This is a genomic window from Alloyangia pacifica (genome assembly GCF_003111685.1).
Lineage (GTDB): Bacteria > Pseudomonadota > Alphaproteobacteria > Rhodobacterales > Rhodobacteraceae > Salipiger > Salipiger pacificus_A.
In genome coordinates this window covers 400,471-416,233 of sequence record NZ_CP022189.1, presented here as the reverse complement: position 1 = coordinate 416,233, position 15,763 = coordinate 400,471, and the positions used below count along the sequence as shown (strand labels likewise).

10 protein-coding genes are annotated in these 15,763 nt (G+C 67.9%); 5 read left to right on the top strand and 5 right to left on the bottom strand.

Features of this window, described 5'->3' with window-relative positions; genetic code table 11:
* Nucleotides 1-17 precede the first annotated feature (17 nt).
* Entirely contained in the window at nucleotides 18-2,345 is a 2,328-nt protein-coding gene (gene clpA, locus CEW88_RS01975; protein ID WP_108964452.1) for an ATP-dependent Clp protease ATP-binding subunit ClpA, read from the top strand.
* Between the two features lie 122 nt (nucleotides 2,346-2,467).
* Here clpA and CEW88_RS01970 read toward each other — a convergent pair whose 3' ends face one another.
* Genes CEW88_RS01970 through CEW88_RS01960 form a run of 3 tightly spaced genes read right to left on the bottom strand, consistent with a single transcriptional unit; the run spans nucleotide 2,468 to nucleotide 6,184 of the window.
* On the bottom strand, nucleotides 2,468-4,369 hold the full coding sequence (locus CEW88_RS01970) for a peptidoglycan -binding protein (protein WP_108964451.1): 1,902 nt from the start codon (nucleotides 4,367-4,369) through the stop codon (nucleotides 2,468-2,470).
* 3 nt (nucleotides 4,370-4,372) lie between these two features.
* A complete protein-coding gene (locus CEW88_RS01965; protein WP_108964450.1) occupies nucleotides 4,373-5,587 on the bottom strand; it encodes a biopolymer transporter ExbB in 1,215 nt (404 codons plus the stop codon).
* Nucleotides 5,588-5,641: 54 nt separating this feature from the next.
* A complete protein-coding gene (locus CEW88_RS01960) occupies nucleotides 5,642-6,184 on the bottom strand; it encodes a gamma-glutamylcyclotransferase (RefSeq protein ID WP_108967493.1) in 543 nt (180 codons plus the stop codon).
* 65 nt (nucleotides 6,185-6,249) lie between these two features.
* Between CEW88_RS01960 and CEW88_RS01955 the strand changes: the two genes are divergently transcribed.
* Nucleotides 6,250-7,197 (top strand): DUF2125 domain-containing protein, encoded by a 948-nt coding sequence (locus tag CEW88_RS01955; RefSeq protein WP_108964449.1) that lies wholly within the window; start codon nucleotides 6,250-6,252, stop codon nucleotides 7,195-7,197.
* Between the two features lie 62 nt (nucleotides 7,198-7,259).
* Complete coding sequence (locus CEW88_RS01950; RefSeq protein ID WP_193989050.1) at nucleotides 7,260-8,549, top strand: acetylornithine deacetylase/succinyl-diaminopimelate desuccinylase family protein; 1,290 nt, start codon at nucleotides 7,260-7,262, stop codon at nucleotides 8,547-8,549.
* Nucleotides 8,550-8,710: 161 nt separating this feature from the next.
* Here the strand turns inward: CEW88_RS01950 and CEW88_RS01945 are convergent, their stop codons facing one another.
* Nucleotides 8,711-10,195, bottom strand: a complete 1,485-nt coding sequence (locus CEW88_RS01945; protein ID WP_108964448.1) for an ABC transporter substrate-binding protein — start codon at nucleotides 10,193-10,195, stop codon at nucleotides 8,711-8,713.
* Between the two features lie 169 nt (nucleotides 10,196-10,364).
* Here CEW88_RS01945 and panB point away from each other — a divergent pair, with 169 nt between their 5' ends.
* Complete coding sequence (gene panB / locus CEW88_RS01940; RefSeq protein WP_108964447.1) at nucleotides 10,365-11,198, top strand: 3-methyl-2-oxobutanoate hydroxymethyltransferase; 834 nt, start codon at nucleotides 10,365-10,367, stop codon at nucleotides 11,196-11,198.
* The gene (gene panC / locus CEW88_RS01935; RefSeq protein WP_108964446.1) at nucleotides 11,195-12,040 is read left to right on the top strand and encodes a pantoate--beta-alanine ligase; all 846 of its coding nucleotides are present in this window, start codon (nucleotides 11,195-11,197) and stop codon (nucleotides 12,038-12,040) included. Before panB ends, panC begins: the two co-directional genes overlap by 4 nt.
* Before the next feature lie 136 nt (nucleotides 12,041-12,176).
* Here panC and smc read toward each other — a convergent pair whose 3' ends face one another.
* Nucleotides 12,177-15,632, bottom strand: a complete 3,456-nt coding sequence (smc, locus tag CEW88_RS01930) for a chromosome segregation protein SMC (RefSeq protein WP_108964445.1) — start codon at nucleotides 15,630-15,632, stop codon at nucleotides 12,177-12,179.
* Nucleotides 15,633-15,763 lie beyond the last annotated feature (131 nt).

Genomic DNA, 15,763 nt, shown 5'->3' with positions numbered 1-15,763 from the left:
ACAGGAAGGAGCACGCCGTGCCTTCATTCTCGAACTCTCTTGAGCAGGCAATTCACTCGGCCCTGGCGCTGGCGAACTCCCGCAGCCACGAATTTGCGACTCTTGAGCACCTTCTCCTGGCCCTCATCGACGAACCCGACGCCGCCCGCGTGATGAAAGCCTGCTCGGTCGACACCGAGGAGCTGCGCACCACGCTTGTTGAATTCATCGACGAAGACCTTTCCAACCTGGTCACCGACATCGAGGGATCGGAGGCCGTGCCGACGGCCGCGTTCCAGCGCGTGATTCAGCGCGCCGCGATCCACGTCCAGAGCTCTGGCCGCACCGAGGTGACCGGGGCCAACGTGCTCGTCGCGATCTTCGCCGAGCGCGAGAGCAACGCCGCCTACTTCCTGCAAGAGCAGGACATGACCCGTTACGACGCAGTCAACTTCATCGCTCACGGCGTGGCGAAAAACCCCGCCTACGGCGAGAGCCGCCCGGTCACCGGCGCGCAGGAGTCGGAGGAAGAAACGAAAACCGAGAGCGCACAGGCCTCCGACAACAAGGAGTCGGCACTGGCCAAGTACTGCGTGGATCTCAACGCCAAGTCCCGCAAGGGCGACGTGGACCCGCTGATCGGCCGCGAGCACGAAGTGGAGCGCTGCATCCAGGTGCTCTGCCGCCGCCGCAAGAACAATCCGCTGCTGGTGGGTGACCCCGGCGTCGGCAAGACCGCCATCGCCGAAGGCCTGGCGCGCAAGATCGTCAGCGGCGACACCCCCGAGGTGCTCTCGAACACCACCATCTACTCGCTCGACATGGGCGCGCTGCTCGCAGGCACCCGCTACCGCGGCGACTTCGAGGAGCGCCTCAAGGCCGTGGTGACCGAACTCGAGGAACACCCGGACGCGGTGCTCTTTATCGACGAGATCCACACGGTGATCGGCGCTGGCGCGACTTCCGGCGGTGCCATGGATGCCTCGAACCTCCTGAAGCCCGCGCTTCAGGGCGGCAAGCTGCGCACCATGGGTTCGACCACCTACAAGGAGTTCCGCCAGCACTTCGAGAAGGACCGCGCGCTCAGCCGCCGGTTCCAGAAGATCGACGTGAGCGAGCCCTCGGTCGAGGATGCGGTGAAAATCCTCAAGGGCCTCAAGCCCTATTTCGAGGAGCACCACTCGGTCAAATACACCCAGGACGCGATCAAGACCGCGGTCGAACTGTCGGCTCGCTACATCAACGACCGCAAGCTGCCCGACAAGGCCATCGACGTCATCGACGAGGCCGGCGCCGCGCAGCACCTGGTGGCCGAGAGCAAGCGCCGCAAGACCATCGGCACCAAGGAGATCGAGGATGTGGTCGCCAAGATCGCCCGCATCCCGCCGAAGAACGTGTCGAAGAACGACGCCGAGGTGCTCAAGGACCTCGAGGCGACGCTCAAGCGGGTGGTCTTCGGTCAGGACAATGCCATCGAGGCGCTGTCCTCGGCGATCAAGCTGGCACGCGCCGGCCTGCGCGAGCCCGAAAAGCCGATCGGCAACTATCTCTTCGCCGGTCCCACAGGCGTCGGCAAGACCGAGGTGGCCAAGCAGCTGGCAAGCTCGCTCGGGGTGGAACTGCTGCGCTTCGACATGTCCGAGTACATGGAGAAACACGCGGTCAGCCGCTTGATCGGCGCCCCGCCGGGCTATGTCGGCTTCGACCAGGGCGGCCAGCTCACCGACGGCGTGGACCAGCACCCGCACTGCGTGCTCCTGCTCGACGAGATCGAGAAGGCGCACCCGGATGTCTACAACATCCTGCTGCAGGTGATGGACCACGGCGCGCTGACCGACCACAACGGCCGGACCGTGGACTTCCGCAACGTGATCCTCATCATGACCTCCAACGCCGGTGCGGCGGAGCAGGCCAAGGCGGCCATCGGCTTCAACCGTGACCGCCGCGAGGGCGAGGACACCGCCGCCATCGAGCGGACCTTCACGCCGGAATTCCGCAACCGTCTGGACGCGGTCATCAGCTTCCAGCCGCTGCCGAAAGAGGTCATCCTCTCGGTGGTCGAGAAGTTCGTGTTGCAACTCGAGGCACAGCTCATGGATCGCAACGTGGCCATCGAGCTCACCAAGCCGGCAGCCGAATGGCTGGCTGAAAAGGGCTACGACGACAAGATGGGCGCCCGCCCGCTGGGCCGCGTGATCCAGGAGAACATCAAGAAGCCGCTGGCCGAGGAGCTGCTCTTCGGCAAGCTGGTCAAGGGCGGCGTGGTCAAGGTCACGGTCAAGGACGACAAGCTCGTGCTGAAGACCGAAGGCCCGGACAAGCTGCGGCTCTCCTCGCGCAAGCCGCCTCTGCTGACCGCCGACTGAAACGGCGGCCTGATCAAACGAAACCTCCCCGCCAGGGCCCTGGCGGGGAGGTTTTCTTTTCTGAGTGTCGCAGGTTCTGTGTGGATGCCGGCAGGCCTGCCCCGCGCCCCGGGCGCTCTCCGCTACTTCTCGGTCAGCTTCAGCTCGATCCGGCGGTTCTGCGCCTTCGCCTCGGCGGTGCCGTCGGTGTTGATCGGCTGGAACTGACCAAAGCCGTTGGCCGAGAGCCGCTGCGGCGGGATGCCCTCCTCCTCGACCATGTAGCGCACCACCGACAGCGCGCGCGCCTGGCTGAGCTCCCAGTTGTCGGCAAAGGGCGCGCCCGGCCGCAGCGGCGTGTCATCCGTGTGCCCGTCGACCCGCAAGATCCAATTGATGCCCGGCGGGATGTCCTGCGCGATGGTACGGATCAGGCCGGAGATCTTGTCGATCTCACGCTCGCCCGCAGAGGAAAGCGTCGCGCCGCCCGGCGGGAAGAGCACCTCGGAGGAGAAGACGAAGCGGTCGCCCTCGATCCGCACGCCTTCCTGCTGGCCCACAACCTCGCGCAGCCGACCGAAGAACTCAGAGCGATAGCGTTCGAGGTCCTGCGCCTGCGCCTCGAGCCGCTGACGCTCGGCTTCCTCGAGCTGCCGGCGCTTGCGCTCTTCGGCGGCGACCCGCGCCAGCGCGGCATTGAGGTCGGAGCCGAGGTTCTGGATCTGCACCTGCGCCTCGGCATCCTTCTCGCGGCTGTTGTCGAGCAGGCCCTGCAGCTGCGAGAGCTGCGTGCGCAAGGCAGCGACCTGCTGGTTCAGAAGCTCCGACTGTTTCTGCGCGGCGCTGGCCCGCTGATCGCTGGCCTCCAGCTCCTTGCGGGCCTGCGCCAGAAGCGCCTGCTGGCGCTCGTCATCGCTCAGCCCTTCGGCCAGTTGCGCTTCGGCCGCGGCCTTGGCTGCCAGCGCCGCAGCCAGACGGTCGCGCACCTGCTGTGCGTCAAGCTCGACGTCGCTCTGGGCGGCCAGCGCCTCGGCCAGCTTCACCTGCGCCGCGTCGCGCTCCGCGCGTGCCGCCGCAAGCTCGGCGCGCAGGTCGGTCAGCTGCCCCGACTGAGCCTCTCCGCTCTGCTGCGCCTCCGAGAGCTGGCTTTCCAGCTCGGCGATCTGTGCCTCAAGCTCGTTGCTGTTGTCGGCTGCCAGCGCCGCCGCAAGCCGGGCATTCAGCTCCGACTCGCCCTCGCGGGCAGCGGCGAGCAGCGTGAGCGTGTCCTCGGCCTTCTTGCGCTGCTGCTCGAGCGCGAGCGACATGGCGGTCAGCTCGGCCTGTGCGCCCTCGAGCCGCTTGCGCAGCGCCGCAGCGGCCTCGGACTCTGCAAGTCGGCGCTGTTCCTCGTCGGTGAGATCCTGCTGCAGGGCCTCGACCTGCGCCGAGAGCCCGCCCATCTGCACGTCCCGTTCGGCAGCCTTTGCCCGAAGGTCGGCGATCAGCGCGTCCATCGCCTCGCGCTGCGCCGCGGCGAGCCGGGCCGCCTCGGTTTGCGCATCCATCTCGGACCGGGCCGAGGTCAGCGCCGTCTGCAGCGCATCGCGATCCGAGGTCAGAGCGTCCTTCTCGGCAGTGAGCTCGGCAACGGTCTGCTGCGCTCCGTCCCGCTGCGCGATCAGCGAGGCGACCTGTTCCTCGAAAGACGCGATCCGGCCCTGTTGCTCGTCGCGCTGCGCGGTGAGCGCAGCAATGATCGACTGCTGCTCGGCAAGTTGCGTGGCATTGTCCGACAGCGTCGCCTCCAGCTCGCCAAGCTGGTTGGTCAGCGCGGTGTTCTTGCGCTCCTGAACGCCCAGTGCCTGCGCCAGCGCCGCCAGTTCGCCCGAGAGGCTGCTGAGTTCGGTTTCCTGACCGGTGATGGTCTCGCGCAGGACGAACTGGATCACCATGAAGATGGTGAGCACGAACATCAGCACCAGCAGAAGCCCGGTCATCGCATCGACGAACCCGGGCCAGATATTGGCCTGAAGGCGGGCTCCGGTGCGGCGCGAAAGAGCCATCGATCAGCCCTCGGAGCCGCCGGAGCGGGCGGGATTGGGGCGAACGGCGCGCACCTGCGGCGGCTGCGGGCGGGCGATCTGCCCAAGCACGCGGGTCAGCGTCGCAAGATCGGTGCGCAGCTCGGCCATGCTTTCTTGACGTCCGGCAGCGACCTCTTCGAGAAGTCGCAGCATCTGCACGTCGATCGAACGCAGCCGCATCCGGCTTTCGGCATCAAGGCCCTCGGCGGTCTCGCGGGTCTCCAGAACCTCTATCAGACGCTCCTGACCCTCGGCGATGCGCGCCAACGAGTTGTTCGAGGGCGCCGTGGCCTCAAGCCGCTCGGTCATCCGCTCGATGGAATCGGCGAGCTGCCCGAGCCGCCCCTCGATCTCCATCCGGCCCTGCTCACTCTCGGAATAGAGCGCGGTCATCCGCTCCATCTGTTCGTTCATCTGGTCGAGCACCATGCCGATCAGCGCCTCGTCCCCGCTGCCTTCACCCTCGCCCGAGCTGAAGCTGAGCTTGGTGATCGAGCTGAGCCATTCCTCGAGCTCACGGTAAAAGCGGTTCTGGCCATGCCCCGCGAAAAGCTCAAGCAGGCCGACGATCAGCGATCCGGCAAGCCCCAGCAGCGAGGAGGCAAAGGCCACGCCCATGCCGCCAAGTTGCCCCTCGAGCCCGCTCATCAGGCGCGAGAAGGTCTGCACCCCGCTCTCGCCCTCTGCGGGCACGAGGCTGCGGATGGTGTCGACCAGCGCCGGCACGGTGGTCGCGAGCCCGTAGAAGGTGCCCAGCAGACCCAGGAAGATCAGCAGTGAGGTAATATAGCGGGTGATCTCGCGCGCCTCGTCGATCCGCGTCGCGACGGAGTCGAGGATCGAGCGGGTCGAGGTCGTGGTGATCTGCAGCCGCTTGTCATGCCGCCGCAGCAGCGCCGCCAGTGGCGCCAGCAGACGTGGCGGCCGTGCTGCGGCCTCGCGGCCCGAGGCAAAGCCCTCGATCCAGCGCACCGAGGTGATCAGCTGCGCGACCTGCAAGAAGCAGGCGAGCACGCCGAGCACGAAGACGAAGAGGATGAAGCCGTTGAGGTAGGGGTTGGACTCGAAAACCGGCAGCACCCGCGGCAGCACCAGCACCGCGCCAGCACCGCACAGCCCGAGGACCGCCAGCATCAGGAGGATCTGGCGGACCGGCTGACTGAAATGGGCCTCTGCCTCGAGGTCGCGTCGGTCCATTCTAGGCACCTAAATTAGCACAATTCTGCGGGGCAGCGTATGCCCTCGCCCCAATCAAGCCAAGCTGTTATCCGTCAGACCGCGCACGCGGTCCGCCAACCAGTGCAGCTCGGCATCAGGAATGCCCAGATGTTCGAGATGCGAGGCGGTGTTGTAAAGATATTCGCTGTTCGGCCCGCGCCCGCCGATGGCCTGCGCGATGATCCGCGCCTGCTCTTCGAGGTCGAGCCCGCCGCAATATTGCACGTGGTCGGGGTCGATGATGTAGGTCACCGCCTCGACCTCGCGCCCGTCCTGCAGCGTGAGCGGCAGCCGGGCCTCGTAGTAGGCCGCCGAGACAAGTTCGCGCTCGCGCAGGTAGGCCAGGGTCGCCTCTTCGGTGCCGGGCTGCGCGCGCAGCGCCAGCCCGTCGCAGGCGGCCTCGTGCTCCTCGTCCAGCGCCAGCACCAGCCCCGGCGCCTCGGGCGTGCCGCGGTGGTGGATCGAGCGCATGCAGAAGGACCGCCGGTACCCGGGCAACGTCGCATGCACGCTCTCGGCCACGGGGAAGCCGGGATTCCAAAGAAGTGAGCCGTAGCCGAAGACCCAAAGCGCCATCATTCTGGTCCTTTCCGCATGGCGGCTGTAAACACCAATCCTGTCCATCAGAAAAGGGGCGCGTGGTGAAGAAACTGTTGTTCGCGGTGATCGTGGCCGCACTGGCCTGGTCCGGCTTCTGGTTCGTCTCAGTGCATTTCGAGCGCAAGGCCATCGATAGCTGGATGGAGGCGCGCCGGGCCGAGGGCTGGACCGCCACCTACGAGGACATCTCATTTCAGGGCTTTCCCAACCGCGTCGATGCGCGGCTGAGCGGACTGGTGCTGCAAAGTCCCGAGGGGCTGCGCTGGGAGACGCCCTTCGTCGACATCTACCGGCTCGTCTACAACTTCGGGCACGAGATCGTCGCCTTCCCGCCGCAGATGAGTCTGACCACCGAACTTGGCGAAACCGAGATCACCTCGGACGGAATGCGCGCCAGCTTCATCCACGAGGGTGACATCGTGGTGCGCGCCAATTTCGAGAGCAAGACGCTCAACCTCACCGGTGCCGCCACCGCGGCGCTGGCCGGGCTGACGGCCGCGCTCACCCGCGACGAGGGGGAAGAGACCAGCTACCGCATTGCCGTCGGCGCCGATGCAATCGCCGGCTCGGGCGGGCGCGTGGCCGATGCCATCCGCCTCGACGCGGGGTTCGACACGGACTTGCCGCTGCGCGTCGGCAAGCAGGCCGGCCCGCACCCGCAGCCGATGCGCGTGGACCTCAGGCTGGCCGAATATAAGGTCGACGACCTGCAGCTCAAGGTGGCAGGCGATGTCGACGTGGATGATAATGGCCGGCTCGACGGGCAGGTCACCGTCAAGGCGGTGAACTGGCGCGAGATGATCGACATGGCGCGGCAGAGCGGCCAGCTGCCCGAAGGGATGGCCGCGGCGCTGGAGGACGGGCTCGGCCTCGTCGCCGGCCTCTCCGGCAACCGCACCACGCTCGATCTGCCGCTGACCCTTGACCGGGGCGTCGCCCGGCTCGGACCGATCCCGCTCGGCGAGGCACCCCGGCTGCGCTTCCCCTGAACAGGCACCCCCGCCGCGCCGCCACGCTTGCGCGGCGCGGCAAAGCCGGGAAGAGTGCTGGCATGACCGACGCACTCGCCACCCGCCCAATGGATGCCCTCGCGCGCCGCATCGACGACAAGCGCGACGATCTGATCGCGCTGACGCAGGATCTCGTCCGCATCCCGACGCTGAACCCGCCCGGGCAATATTACCGCGATATCTGCGACTACCTTGAACGCCGACTCTCGGCGCGCGGCTTCGCCTGCACGCTGGTCCGCGCCGAGGGCGCCCCAGGTGACAGCGAAACCTACCCACGCTGGAACATCGTCGCCCGCCGCGAGGGCGCCCACCCCGGCGAGTGCGTGCATTTCAACTCGCATCACGACGTGGTCGAGGTCGGCGCCGGCTGGACCCGCGATCCCTTTGGCGGCGCGCTCGAGGGCGACCGCATCTACGGCCGCGGCACCTGCGACATGAAAGGTGGGCTCGCCGCCTCGATCATCGCCGCCGAGGCCTTTCTCGAGCAGCACCCCGATTTCGCCGGCGCGGTGGAGATCAGCGCCACGGCGGACGAGGAATCCGGCGGCTACGGCGGCGTGGCCCACCTCGCGAAAGAGGGCTGGTTCTCGCCCGAGCGGGTGCAGCATGTGATCATCCCCGAACCGCTCGACAAGCACCGCATCTGCCTTGGCCACCGCGGCGGCTGGTGGGCCGAGATCAAAACCAAGGGCGAGATCGCCCATGGCTCCATGCCCTTCCTCGGCGATTGCGCCATCCGGCACATGGGCGCCGTGCTCGACGCCTTCGAGGAAACACTTTTCCCGGCCATGGCCGCGCGCGTCACCGAGATGCCCGTGGTCCCCGAGGGCGCGCGAAACTCGACGATGAACATCAACTCGATCCACGGTGGCCAGGCCGAAGAGCATGACGGCCTGCCGGCCCATTGCGTGCCCGACAGCTGCCGCATCGTGATCGACCGGCGTTTCTTGATGGAAGAGACCGTCGAGGGCGTTCAGGAGGAGGTCGTGTGCCTGCTCGAAGACCTCAAATCCCGCCGCCCGAACTTCGAATACGAGATCCGCGAACTGAACCGCGTCATCCCCTCGATGACCGAGAAGAGCGCCCCTGTGGTCACCACCGTGGCCGAGGCGATCCGCGAGGTTCTGGGCCAGGACGCGACCTATGTCGCCTCGCCCGGCAGCTACGACCAAAAGCACATTGATCGCATCGGCAAGCTGAAGAACTGCATCGCCTACGGTCCGGGCGTGCTGGAGCTGGCGCATAAGCCCGACGAGTGGATTGGCGTCACCGACATGCTCGACAGCGCCCGGGTCATGGCCCGCAGCCTTGAGCGGCTTCTTCTGCGCTGAGCGCCGCGCGTCTGGTCAAGCGCAGGAATGCCTCCCGCGGAAATGTTTCTGCCTAGAAGAATGCAATGCCTGAAGGATCAGAGCGTCGCGCCATCCGTTCTTATGAGCTGGAGTATCCCGGGCGTGAGGGGGGCGGATCGCCCCACACTCTTCCCTGCTGATCACTTTTCCCAATAAACCCCGGTGAGATCGGTGGCCTGCGTCGGCTGGTTCTTCCACAATCCGTGCAGCTTGGCATCCGCCACTGTCGGGAAGGCGAGCTGGAAGAGGAAGGCGTTGACGTGATCCTCGGCGATGATCTGCTGCGCCTGCTTCAACATTTCCGAGCGGGCCGCCGGATCGGTGGTCGCGGTCAGCTTCGCCATGAGGTCCCGGAACTCCGGGTTGTCATACTGGAAGTAATAGTCGGGCCGCGCGTAAATATTGATGTCCATGGGCTCGGTATGGCTGACGATGGTCAGGCCGAAGTCCTTGCCGCGGAACACCTCCTCGAGCCATTGCGCCCATTCGAGGTTGGTGATCTCGGTCTGGATGCCAACCGCGCGGAGCTGCGCCGCGATGATCTCGCCGCCGCGGCGGGCGTAGGAGGGCGGCGGCAGTTTCAGCGTGGTGGTGAAGCCATCGGGATAGCCCGCGTCGGCGAGCAGGGTCTTGGATGCCTCGGGATCGTAATTCGACAGGTCGGTCAGGTCGACGTAGTCTGGGTTATGCGGCGCGAAATGCGTGCCGATCGGCGTGCCGAGCCCGAACATTGCCCCGTCGATGATCGCCTGCCGGTCGATGGCGTGGGCCACCGCCTCGCGCACCAGCGGATCGTCGAAGGGCTCGAGCCCGTTGTTCATCGCCAGGATCGTCTCGCCCTCGGTCGAGCCGACAAGGACTTGGAAGCGCGGATCGGCCTCGAACTGCGGCAGGTTCTCCGGCGCCGGGAAGCCGGCATAGGCGTCGATGTCCTGCGCCATCATCGCGGCAAAGGCGGCGGTTGGGTCCGAGATGAAACGGAAGGTGGCGCGGCTCAGCGCCGGCGCCTCGCCCCAGTAGCTCTCGTTCCGGGTAAGACTGATGCTGTCGCCCTGCGTCCAACTGGTGAAGGTGAAGGGGCCGGTGCCGACCGGGTTTGATTTGATCCCCTCGATGCTCTCGGGCGCGACGACCACCGCGTCTCCCCAGGCCATGTTGAACAGGAAGCCGCCGTCGGGTGCCTTGAGCGTGATCTGCACGGTCAGCGGGTCCAGCACGGTAACCTCGTCGATCCCGGCAAAGAGTGCCTTCTGGGCGTTCTGGCTGTCCTCGGCGCGGGCGCGGTCGAGGCTGAACTTCACATCCTCGGCGTCCATCGTGGTTCCGTCGTGGAAGGTGACGCCCTCATGCAGGTGGAAGGTGTAGCTGGTGCCGTCCTCGGAGATATCCCAGCTCTCCGCGAGGCCCGGGTGGATGGAGCCGTCCTCGGCGAATTTCGTCAGCCCTTCGAAGACGTTGCTGTAGAGCACGGAATCGATCGCCCCGGCGGCGGCGGAGGTCGGGTCGAGATGCGGCGGCTCGAGCTGCAGCGCGATGATCAGATCGTCCTGCTGGGCAAGGGCGGCAGCGGAGCCGAGCAGCAGCGCGGCGAGGGAGAGGCTGAAACGGGCGATCGGTCGGGTCATCGGCAAGGCAACTCCTGTGTCGGGGCCGGGCGGGCGGAACTCCGGCAAGACTGCGCGCAATTGCCCCGTTTGTGCAAGCGGCGACACGGTTTGCGGTCTGGATCGGAACCCCTCGGGCTGCTAAAGGGCCCCATCCCGCGCGAGGATCCGCAGACGAGAGGAGACGTCCATGAGCGCCACGGCCCGCAGGAGCGCCCCGCTGCCCGAGGACATCCGTGCCCGCAAGGGCGGCGTGCCGCTGGTCAGCCTTACCGCCTATACGACCCCGATGGCGCAGGCGATGGACGCCCATTGCGATTTCGTGCTGGTGGGGGATTCCGTCGGCATGGTGCTGCACGGGCTGCCCTCGACCCTTGGCGTCACCCTAGAGATGATGATCCTGCACGGGCAGGCGGTGAGGCGCGGGCTCGACAAGGCGATGATGGTCGTCGACATGCCCTTCGGCAGCTACGAGGAGAGCCCGCAGCAGGCCTTTCGCGCGGCTTCGCGGATCATGGCCGAGACCGGCGCAGCGGCGGTGAAACTCGAGGGCGGGGTGCATATGGCCGAGACCGTCCGCTTTCTGGTGCAGCGCGGCATCCCGGTGATGGGGCATGTCGGGCTGACGCCGCAGTCGATCCACACGCTGGGCGGCTACAAGGTGCAGGGACGCGGCGCGGCGGCAGAGGCGCTTGTGGCGGGGGCACACGCCGTGGCCGAGGCCGGCGCCTTTGCCGTGGTGCTGGAGAAGGTCCCCGCGGCGCTTGCCGACCGGCTCACCGCCGAGCTGCCGATTCCCACGATCGGCATCGGCGCCTCGGCGGGCTGCGACGGGCAGATCCTTGTCGTCGACGACATGCTGGGGGCCTTCACAGCCTTCAAGCCGAAATTCGTGAAACGCTACGCGGCGCTCGGCCACCAGGCCGAGGCGGCGATCGAGGAATACGCGGCCGAGGTGCGCGCCCGGGAGTTTCCCGGGGCCGAGCATGTCTTTGCCGAAGACGCACCGGAGAAGACGAGATGACCGCGCCCATCCTGCGAACAAAGGCCGCGCTGCGCGACGCCGTGCTGGGCTGGAAAGCCGCTGGCGAGAGCATCGGCGTGGTGCCCACCATGGGCGCGCTGCATGCCGGGCACCTGAGCCTCGTGGAGGCCGCGAAAACCGGCTGCGACCGGGTGATCGTGACGATCTTCGTCAATCCCAAGCAGTTCAACACGGCCTCTGACCTCGACAAGTACCCGCGCACGGAAGAGGCCGATGCCGAAAAGCTGGCGCCCCATGCGGTCGATGCGATCTATGTGCCGGGTCCGGAGGAGATCTACCCAGAGGGCTTTGCCACCTCGGTGCTCGTCTCTGGGCTGACCGACGGTCTCTGCGGCTCGCATCGACCCGGACACTTCGACGGGGTTACCACGGTCTGCGCGAAGCTCTTCCTGCAGACCCTCGCCGACCGTGCCTATTTCGGCGAGAAGGACTTCCAGCAGCTGCAGGTGGTCACCCGCATGGCGCGTGATCTCGACCTGCTGACCGAGGTCATCGGCTGCCCGACCGTGCGCGAAAAGGACGGGCTGGCGCTCTCCTCCCGCAACGTGCTTCTGCCCCTCGAGACCCGCGCGGCCGCTCCCGCGCTGCACCGGGTGCTGCGGCAGGTGGCCGAGCGGCTGGTCGAGGGCGAGAGCCTCGGCCCGGTGCGCTTCCAGGCCGAGGCAGCGCTGCGCGAGGCGGGGTTTTCAGAGGTCGAATACATCGAGCTGCGCAGCGCGGACGGGCTCGCTCCGCTGGAGCATCCCTCGCGGCCGGCCCGCCTGCTCGCCGCCGCCTGGCTGGGCGGGGTGCGGCTGATCGACAATATCGCGGTAGGCTGAGGCCGGACCGGGGACGCTGCTCGCGGACCCCCGGGATGTTTGACCTCGAAAGAGGCAGGGGCGCGCTTCGGCGTGCCGCAAACTCGAAATGGCCCCGCCGGAGGCACCCGGCGCGGCCAGCGCGCAGCCCGCCTCGTCAGGCGACCAGACGCTCGGCTTTTTTCAGGTCCACCGAAACGAGCTGGCTGACGCCCTGCTCCTGCATGGTCACGCCAAAGAGCCGGTCCATCCGGCTCATCGTCACCGCGTGGTGAGTGATAATCAAGAAGCGGGTTTCAGTACGGCGGCACATCTCGTCGAGCAGGTCGCAGAAGCGCGTGACGTTGGCGTCGTCGAGCGGCGCGTCGACCTCGTCGAGCACGCAGATCGGTGCCGGGTTCGCAAGGAACACCGCGAAGATCAGCGCCAGCGCGGTCAGCGTCTGCTCGCCACCCGAGAGCAGCGAGAGCGTCGAGAGCTTCTTGCCCGGTGGCTGGCACATGATCTCGAGCCCGGCCTCGAGCGGGTCGTCGCTCTCGACCATGACGAGGTTCGCCTCGCCGCCATTGAAGAGGTGGGTGAACAGCAGGCGGAAGTTGGCATTCACCTGCTCGAAGGCGGTCAGCAGCCGCTCGCGGCCCTCGCGATTCAGCGAGGAGATGCCCGCGCGCAGCGTGCGCACGGCTTCCTCGAGATCGGTCTTTTCCTGCGCCAGCGTGTCGTGCTCGCTGCGCACCTCTCGGGCGTCCTCCTCGGCACGCAGGTTCACCGCGCCGAGGGCGTCGCGCTGGCGCTTGAGGCGGTTCACGTCGGCCTCGACCGCCTCGGAACTCGGCATGTCGGAGGGCGCCACGTCGAGCCGAGCGAGCAGCTTCTCTGGGGTGGTCTCCTGCTCGTCCTCAATGCGCTCGGCGGCGGCGGCGACGGTCTCGCGCGCGGCCTCGACGCGCGCCTCGGCGCCAGCACGGGCCTCCCGCGCCTCGGAGGCTGCGCGTTCCGCGTCGCGCTCGGCGGCAATGGCGGCGCGCATGGCGCTCTCGGCGGCGGACAGCAGATCGGCGGCGGCGCTGCGACGCTCCTCGGCCTCCTCGATCGAGCGAGCGAGTTCGTCGCGCTTGCCGGCGAGCGCGTTCGGCACCGCGCGCGCCTCGGCCAGTTCGCGCTCGTGGGTGGCCTTGCGTTCCGAGAGCTCGGCGCTGCGTTTCTCGGCCGTCTCCAGCCGGTGGCGCCAGCCCGAAAGCTCCTTGGTCACGGTTTGCTGGCGGCCTTTGCGGGCCTCTCCCTCGCGGCGCAACTCGTCATGCGCCGAGCGGCGGGTCATCATGGTCATGCGGGCCGCCTCGACGGTCATCCGCACGTCCTCGGCCAGCGCCCGGGCGCTTTCCAGATCGCCCAGCTCCGACAGGGCGCGCTCGGCCTCGAGCACCTGCTTGCGCGCCGCCTCGGCCTCACCCTCGTGGCGGCTCACCGCCAGCCCGAGGCTCTCCAGCCTGCTTTCGGCCATGCTGCGGTCGCTTTCGGCCCGGTTGAAGGCACGCATGGCCTCGTTCACTTCGCGGTCGGCCTCGCGCCGGGTCTCGCGCGCCACCTTGTCGGCGCGGGTGAGATCCGCGAGCCGGGCGACCAGAGCATCATGCGCCACACGCATGGCCTCGACCTGTGCCTCGGCGCGGGCCATCTCGGTTTTCAGCACCTCGCGCCGGTTGAGCTGCTCGAGCCGCAGGGCGGCGGCAGAGGGCGCATCCTCGGCCCCGGCACGGAAGCCATCCCAGCGCCACAGGTCACCCTCGCGGCTGACGAGACGCTGGCCGGGCTTCAGACGCGGCTGCAGGCGGGTGCCCTCGGCGCGCTCAACGAGACCGATCTGGCTCATCCGGCGCATCAGCACGCCCGGCACGGTGACATGCTGCGACAGCGCGCTCACCCCCTCGGGCAGCAGCTGCTGACTTTCATAGCGCGGCAGTTCCACCCAGCCCGAGGCCGCGCCCGCACCCACTTCGGGCGCGCGCAGGTCGTCGGCGAGCGCGGCGCCAAGCGCCTTTTCGAAACCCTGCGCCACCAGCAACTGGTCGAGCACCTGTCCGCCCTCGGAGGTATCGCGGTCGAGCAGCCGGGTGAGCGCGCCAACCTCGGCGCGCAGAGCGCTCGCCTCGCCCTCGGCCTCGGAGCGCTCGGCCCGGGCCTCGGCCTCGCGCGACTGACAGTCGGTTCGCGCTTCGTCGGCCTGCGCCAGGAGTTCCTCGGCGCGGGCGGCCATGGTCTGCGCATCCTCGGAGCGCGCCTGCGCGTCTTCCATGGCGCCGGTCGCCTCGGCCAGCTTGCCGCGCGCCTCGGCCACGGCGTCTCGCGCCTTTCCGGCCTCGCCCTCGTGGCGAAGCAGCGCCTTGCGCAGGTCGGCAAGATAGCGGTGCGCCGACTGGTGGCGAGCGGCGAGCCGCGCCACGTCCTCGGTCTGCTGGGTCAGCGCCAACTCGCGGTCCTGCAGCACGGCAGATGCCTCGGAAGCCGCGTCGGCGGCCTCTGCCAGCCGCTCGTCGTGGCCCTCGGCGGCCTTGGCCAACTCGCGGGCTTCCCATTCAAGCTGCGCGATCGTCTCGCCGGCGTCGCGGTTGAGCGCGCCTTCCCGCTCGATGTCGAGGGCGATCTGCTCGATCCGGCGGGTCAGCGTCTCGATGGTGTCCTGCGCACGGGCCTCCTGTTCGGACAGCGCGTCGCGCTGCACCGCGAGGCGCTGCAGGATGGCGGCGGCAATGGCCTCTTCCTCGCGAAGGGGGGGCAGCGCCTCGTCGCGCTCGGCGCGCGCGCGTTCGGCCGCCCGGGCGGCGTTCTCGGCCTGAGCGGCGGCAGTGACGAGGCCCCGGAGAACGTTTTCCGCCGCCTGACGCGCCTCCTCGGCCTCCATCCAGCGGCGGTAGAGCAGCAGGCCCTCGGCCTGCCGAAGCTCCGCGCCGATGGCGCGGTAGCGCTGCGCCTGCTTGGCCTGCCGGTCGAGCGTTCCGAGCTGTGCCGCAAGCTGCTCGATCACGTCGTCGACGCGCAGCAGGTTCGCCTCGGTGTTGTTAAGCTTCAGCTCCGCCTCGTGGCGGCGCTGGTAAAGGCCCGAGATGCCCGCGGCTTCCTCGAGGATCCGGCGGCGGTTCTTCGGCTTGGCGTTGATCAGCTCGGAGATCTGCCCCTGCCGCACCAGCGCGGGCGAATGCGCCCCGGTCGAGGCGTCTGCGAAGAGCATCTGCACATCGCGCGCGCGCACGTCCTTGGCGTTCACCTTGTAAGCCGAGCCAACGTCGCGGGTGATCCGCCGGACGATCTCGAGCTGGTCCTGATCGTTGAAACCCGCCGGGGCGAGCCGGTCGCCGTTGTCGATGGTCAGCGCCACCTCGGCGAAGTTCCGGGCGGGGCGCGAGTGGGCGCCTGCGAAGATCACGTCTTCCATGCCCGCGCCGCGCATCGCCTTGGCGCGGTTCTCGCCCATCACCCAGCGCAGCGCCTCGAGCAGGTTGGACTTGCCGCAGCCGTTCGGGCCGACAACCCCCGTCAGGCCGTCGGCAATGACGAGATCCGTGGGATCAACGAAGCTCTTGAAGCCCGTCAGTCGAAGCCGTGTGAACTGCACTGCCGTGTCCTGATTCCGAAGTTAGCCCCGAATTTGCCGCCCTGCCGCGATCCAAGTCAAACGGTTTGCACCGGATGTGGCGGGCGCTTGCCAGTTGTCCACAAGATATTGCGGAACCTCCGCCATATTTG

Excerpts from the sequence above, each read along its gene's own strand:
- panB (WP_108964447.1), top strand. The coding sequence starts at position 10,365 with ATGAGCGCCACGGCCCGCAGGAGCGCCCCGCTGCCCGAGGACATCCGT.
- CEW88_RS01960 (WP_108967493.1), bottom strand. The coding sequence starts at position 6,184 with ATGGCGCTTTGGGTCTTCGGCTACGGCTCACTTCTTTGGAATCCCGGC.
- panC (WP_108964446.1), top strand. The coding sequence starts at position 11,195 with ATGACCGCGCCCATCCTGCGAACAAAGGCCGCGCTGCGCGACGCCGTG.
- CEW88_RS01950 (WP_193989050.1), top strand. The coding sequence starts at position 7,260 with ATGACCGACGCACTCGCCACCCGCCCAATGGATGCCCTCGCGCGCCGC.
- CEW88_RS01970 (WP_108964451.1), bottom strand. The coding sequence starts at position 4,369 with ATGGCTCTTTCGCGCCGCACCGGAGCCCGCCTTCAGGCCAATATCTGG.
- CEW88_RS01945 (WP_108964448.1), bottom strand. The coding sequence starts at position 10,195 with ATGACCCGACCGATCGCCCGTTTCAGCCTCTCCCTCGCCGCGCTGCTG.
- CEW88_RS01965 (WP_108964450.1), bottom strand. The coding sequence starts at position 5,587 with ATGGACCGACGCGACCTCGAGGCAGAGGCCCATTTCAGTCAGCCGGTC.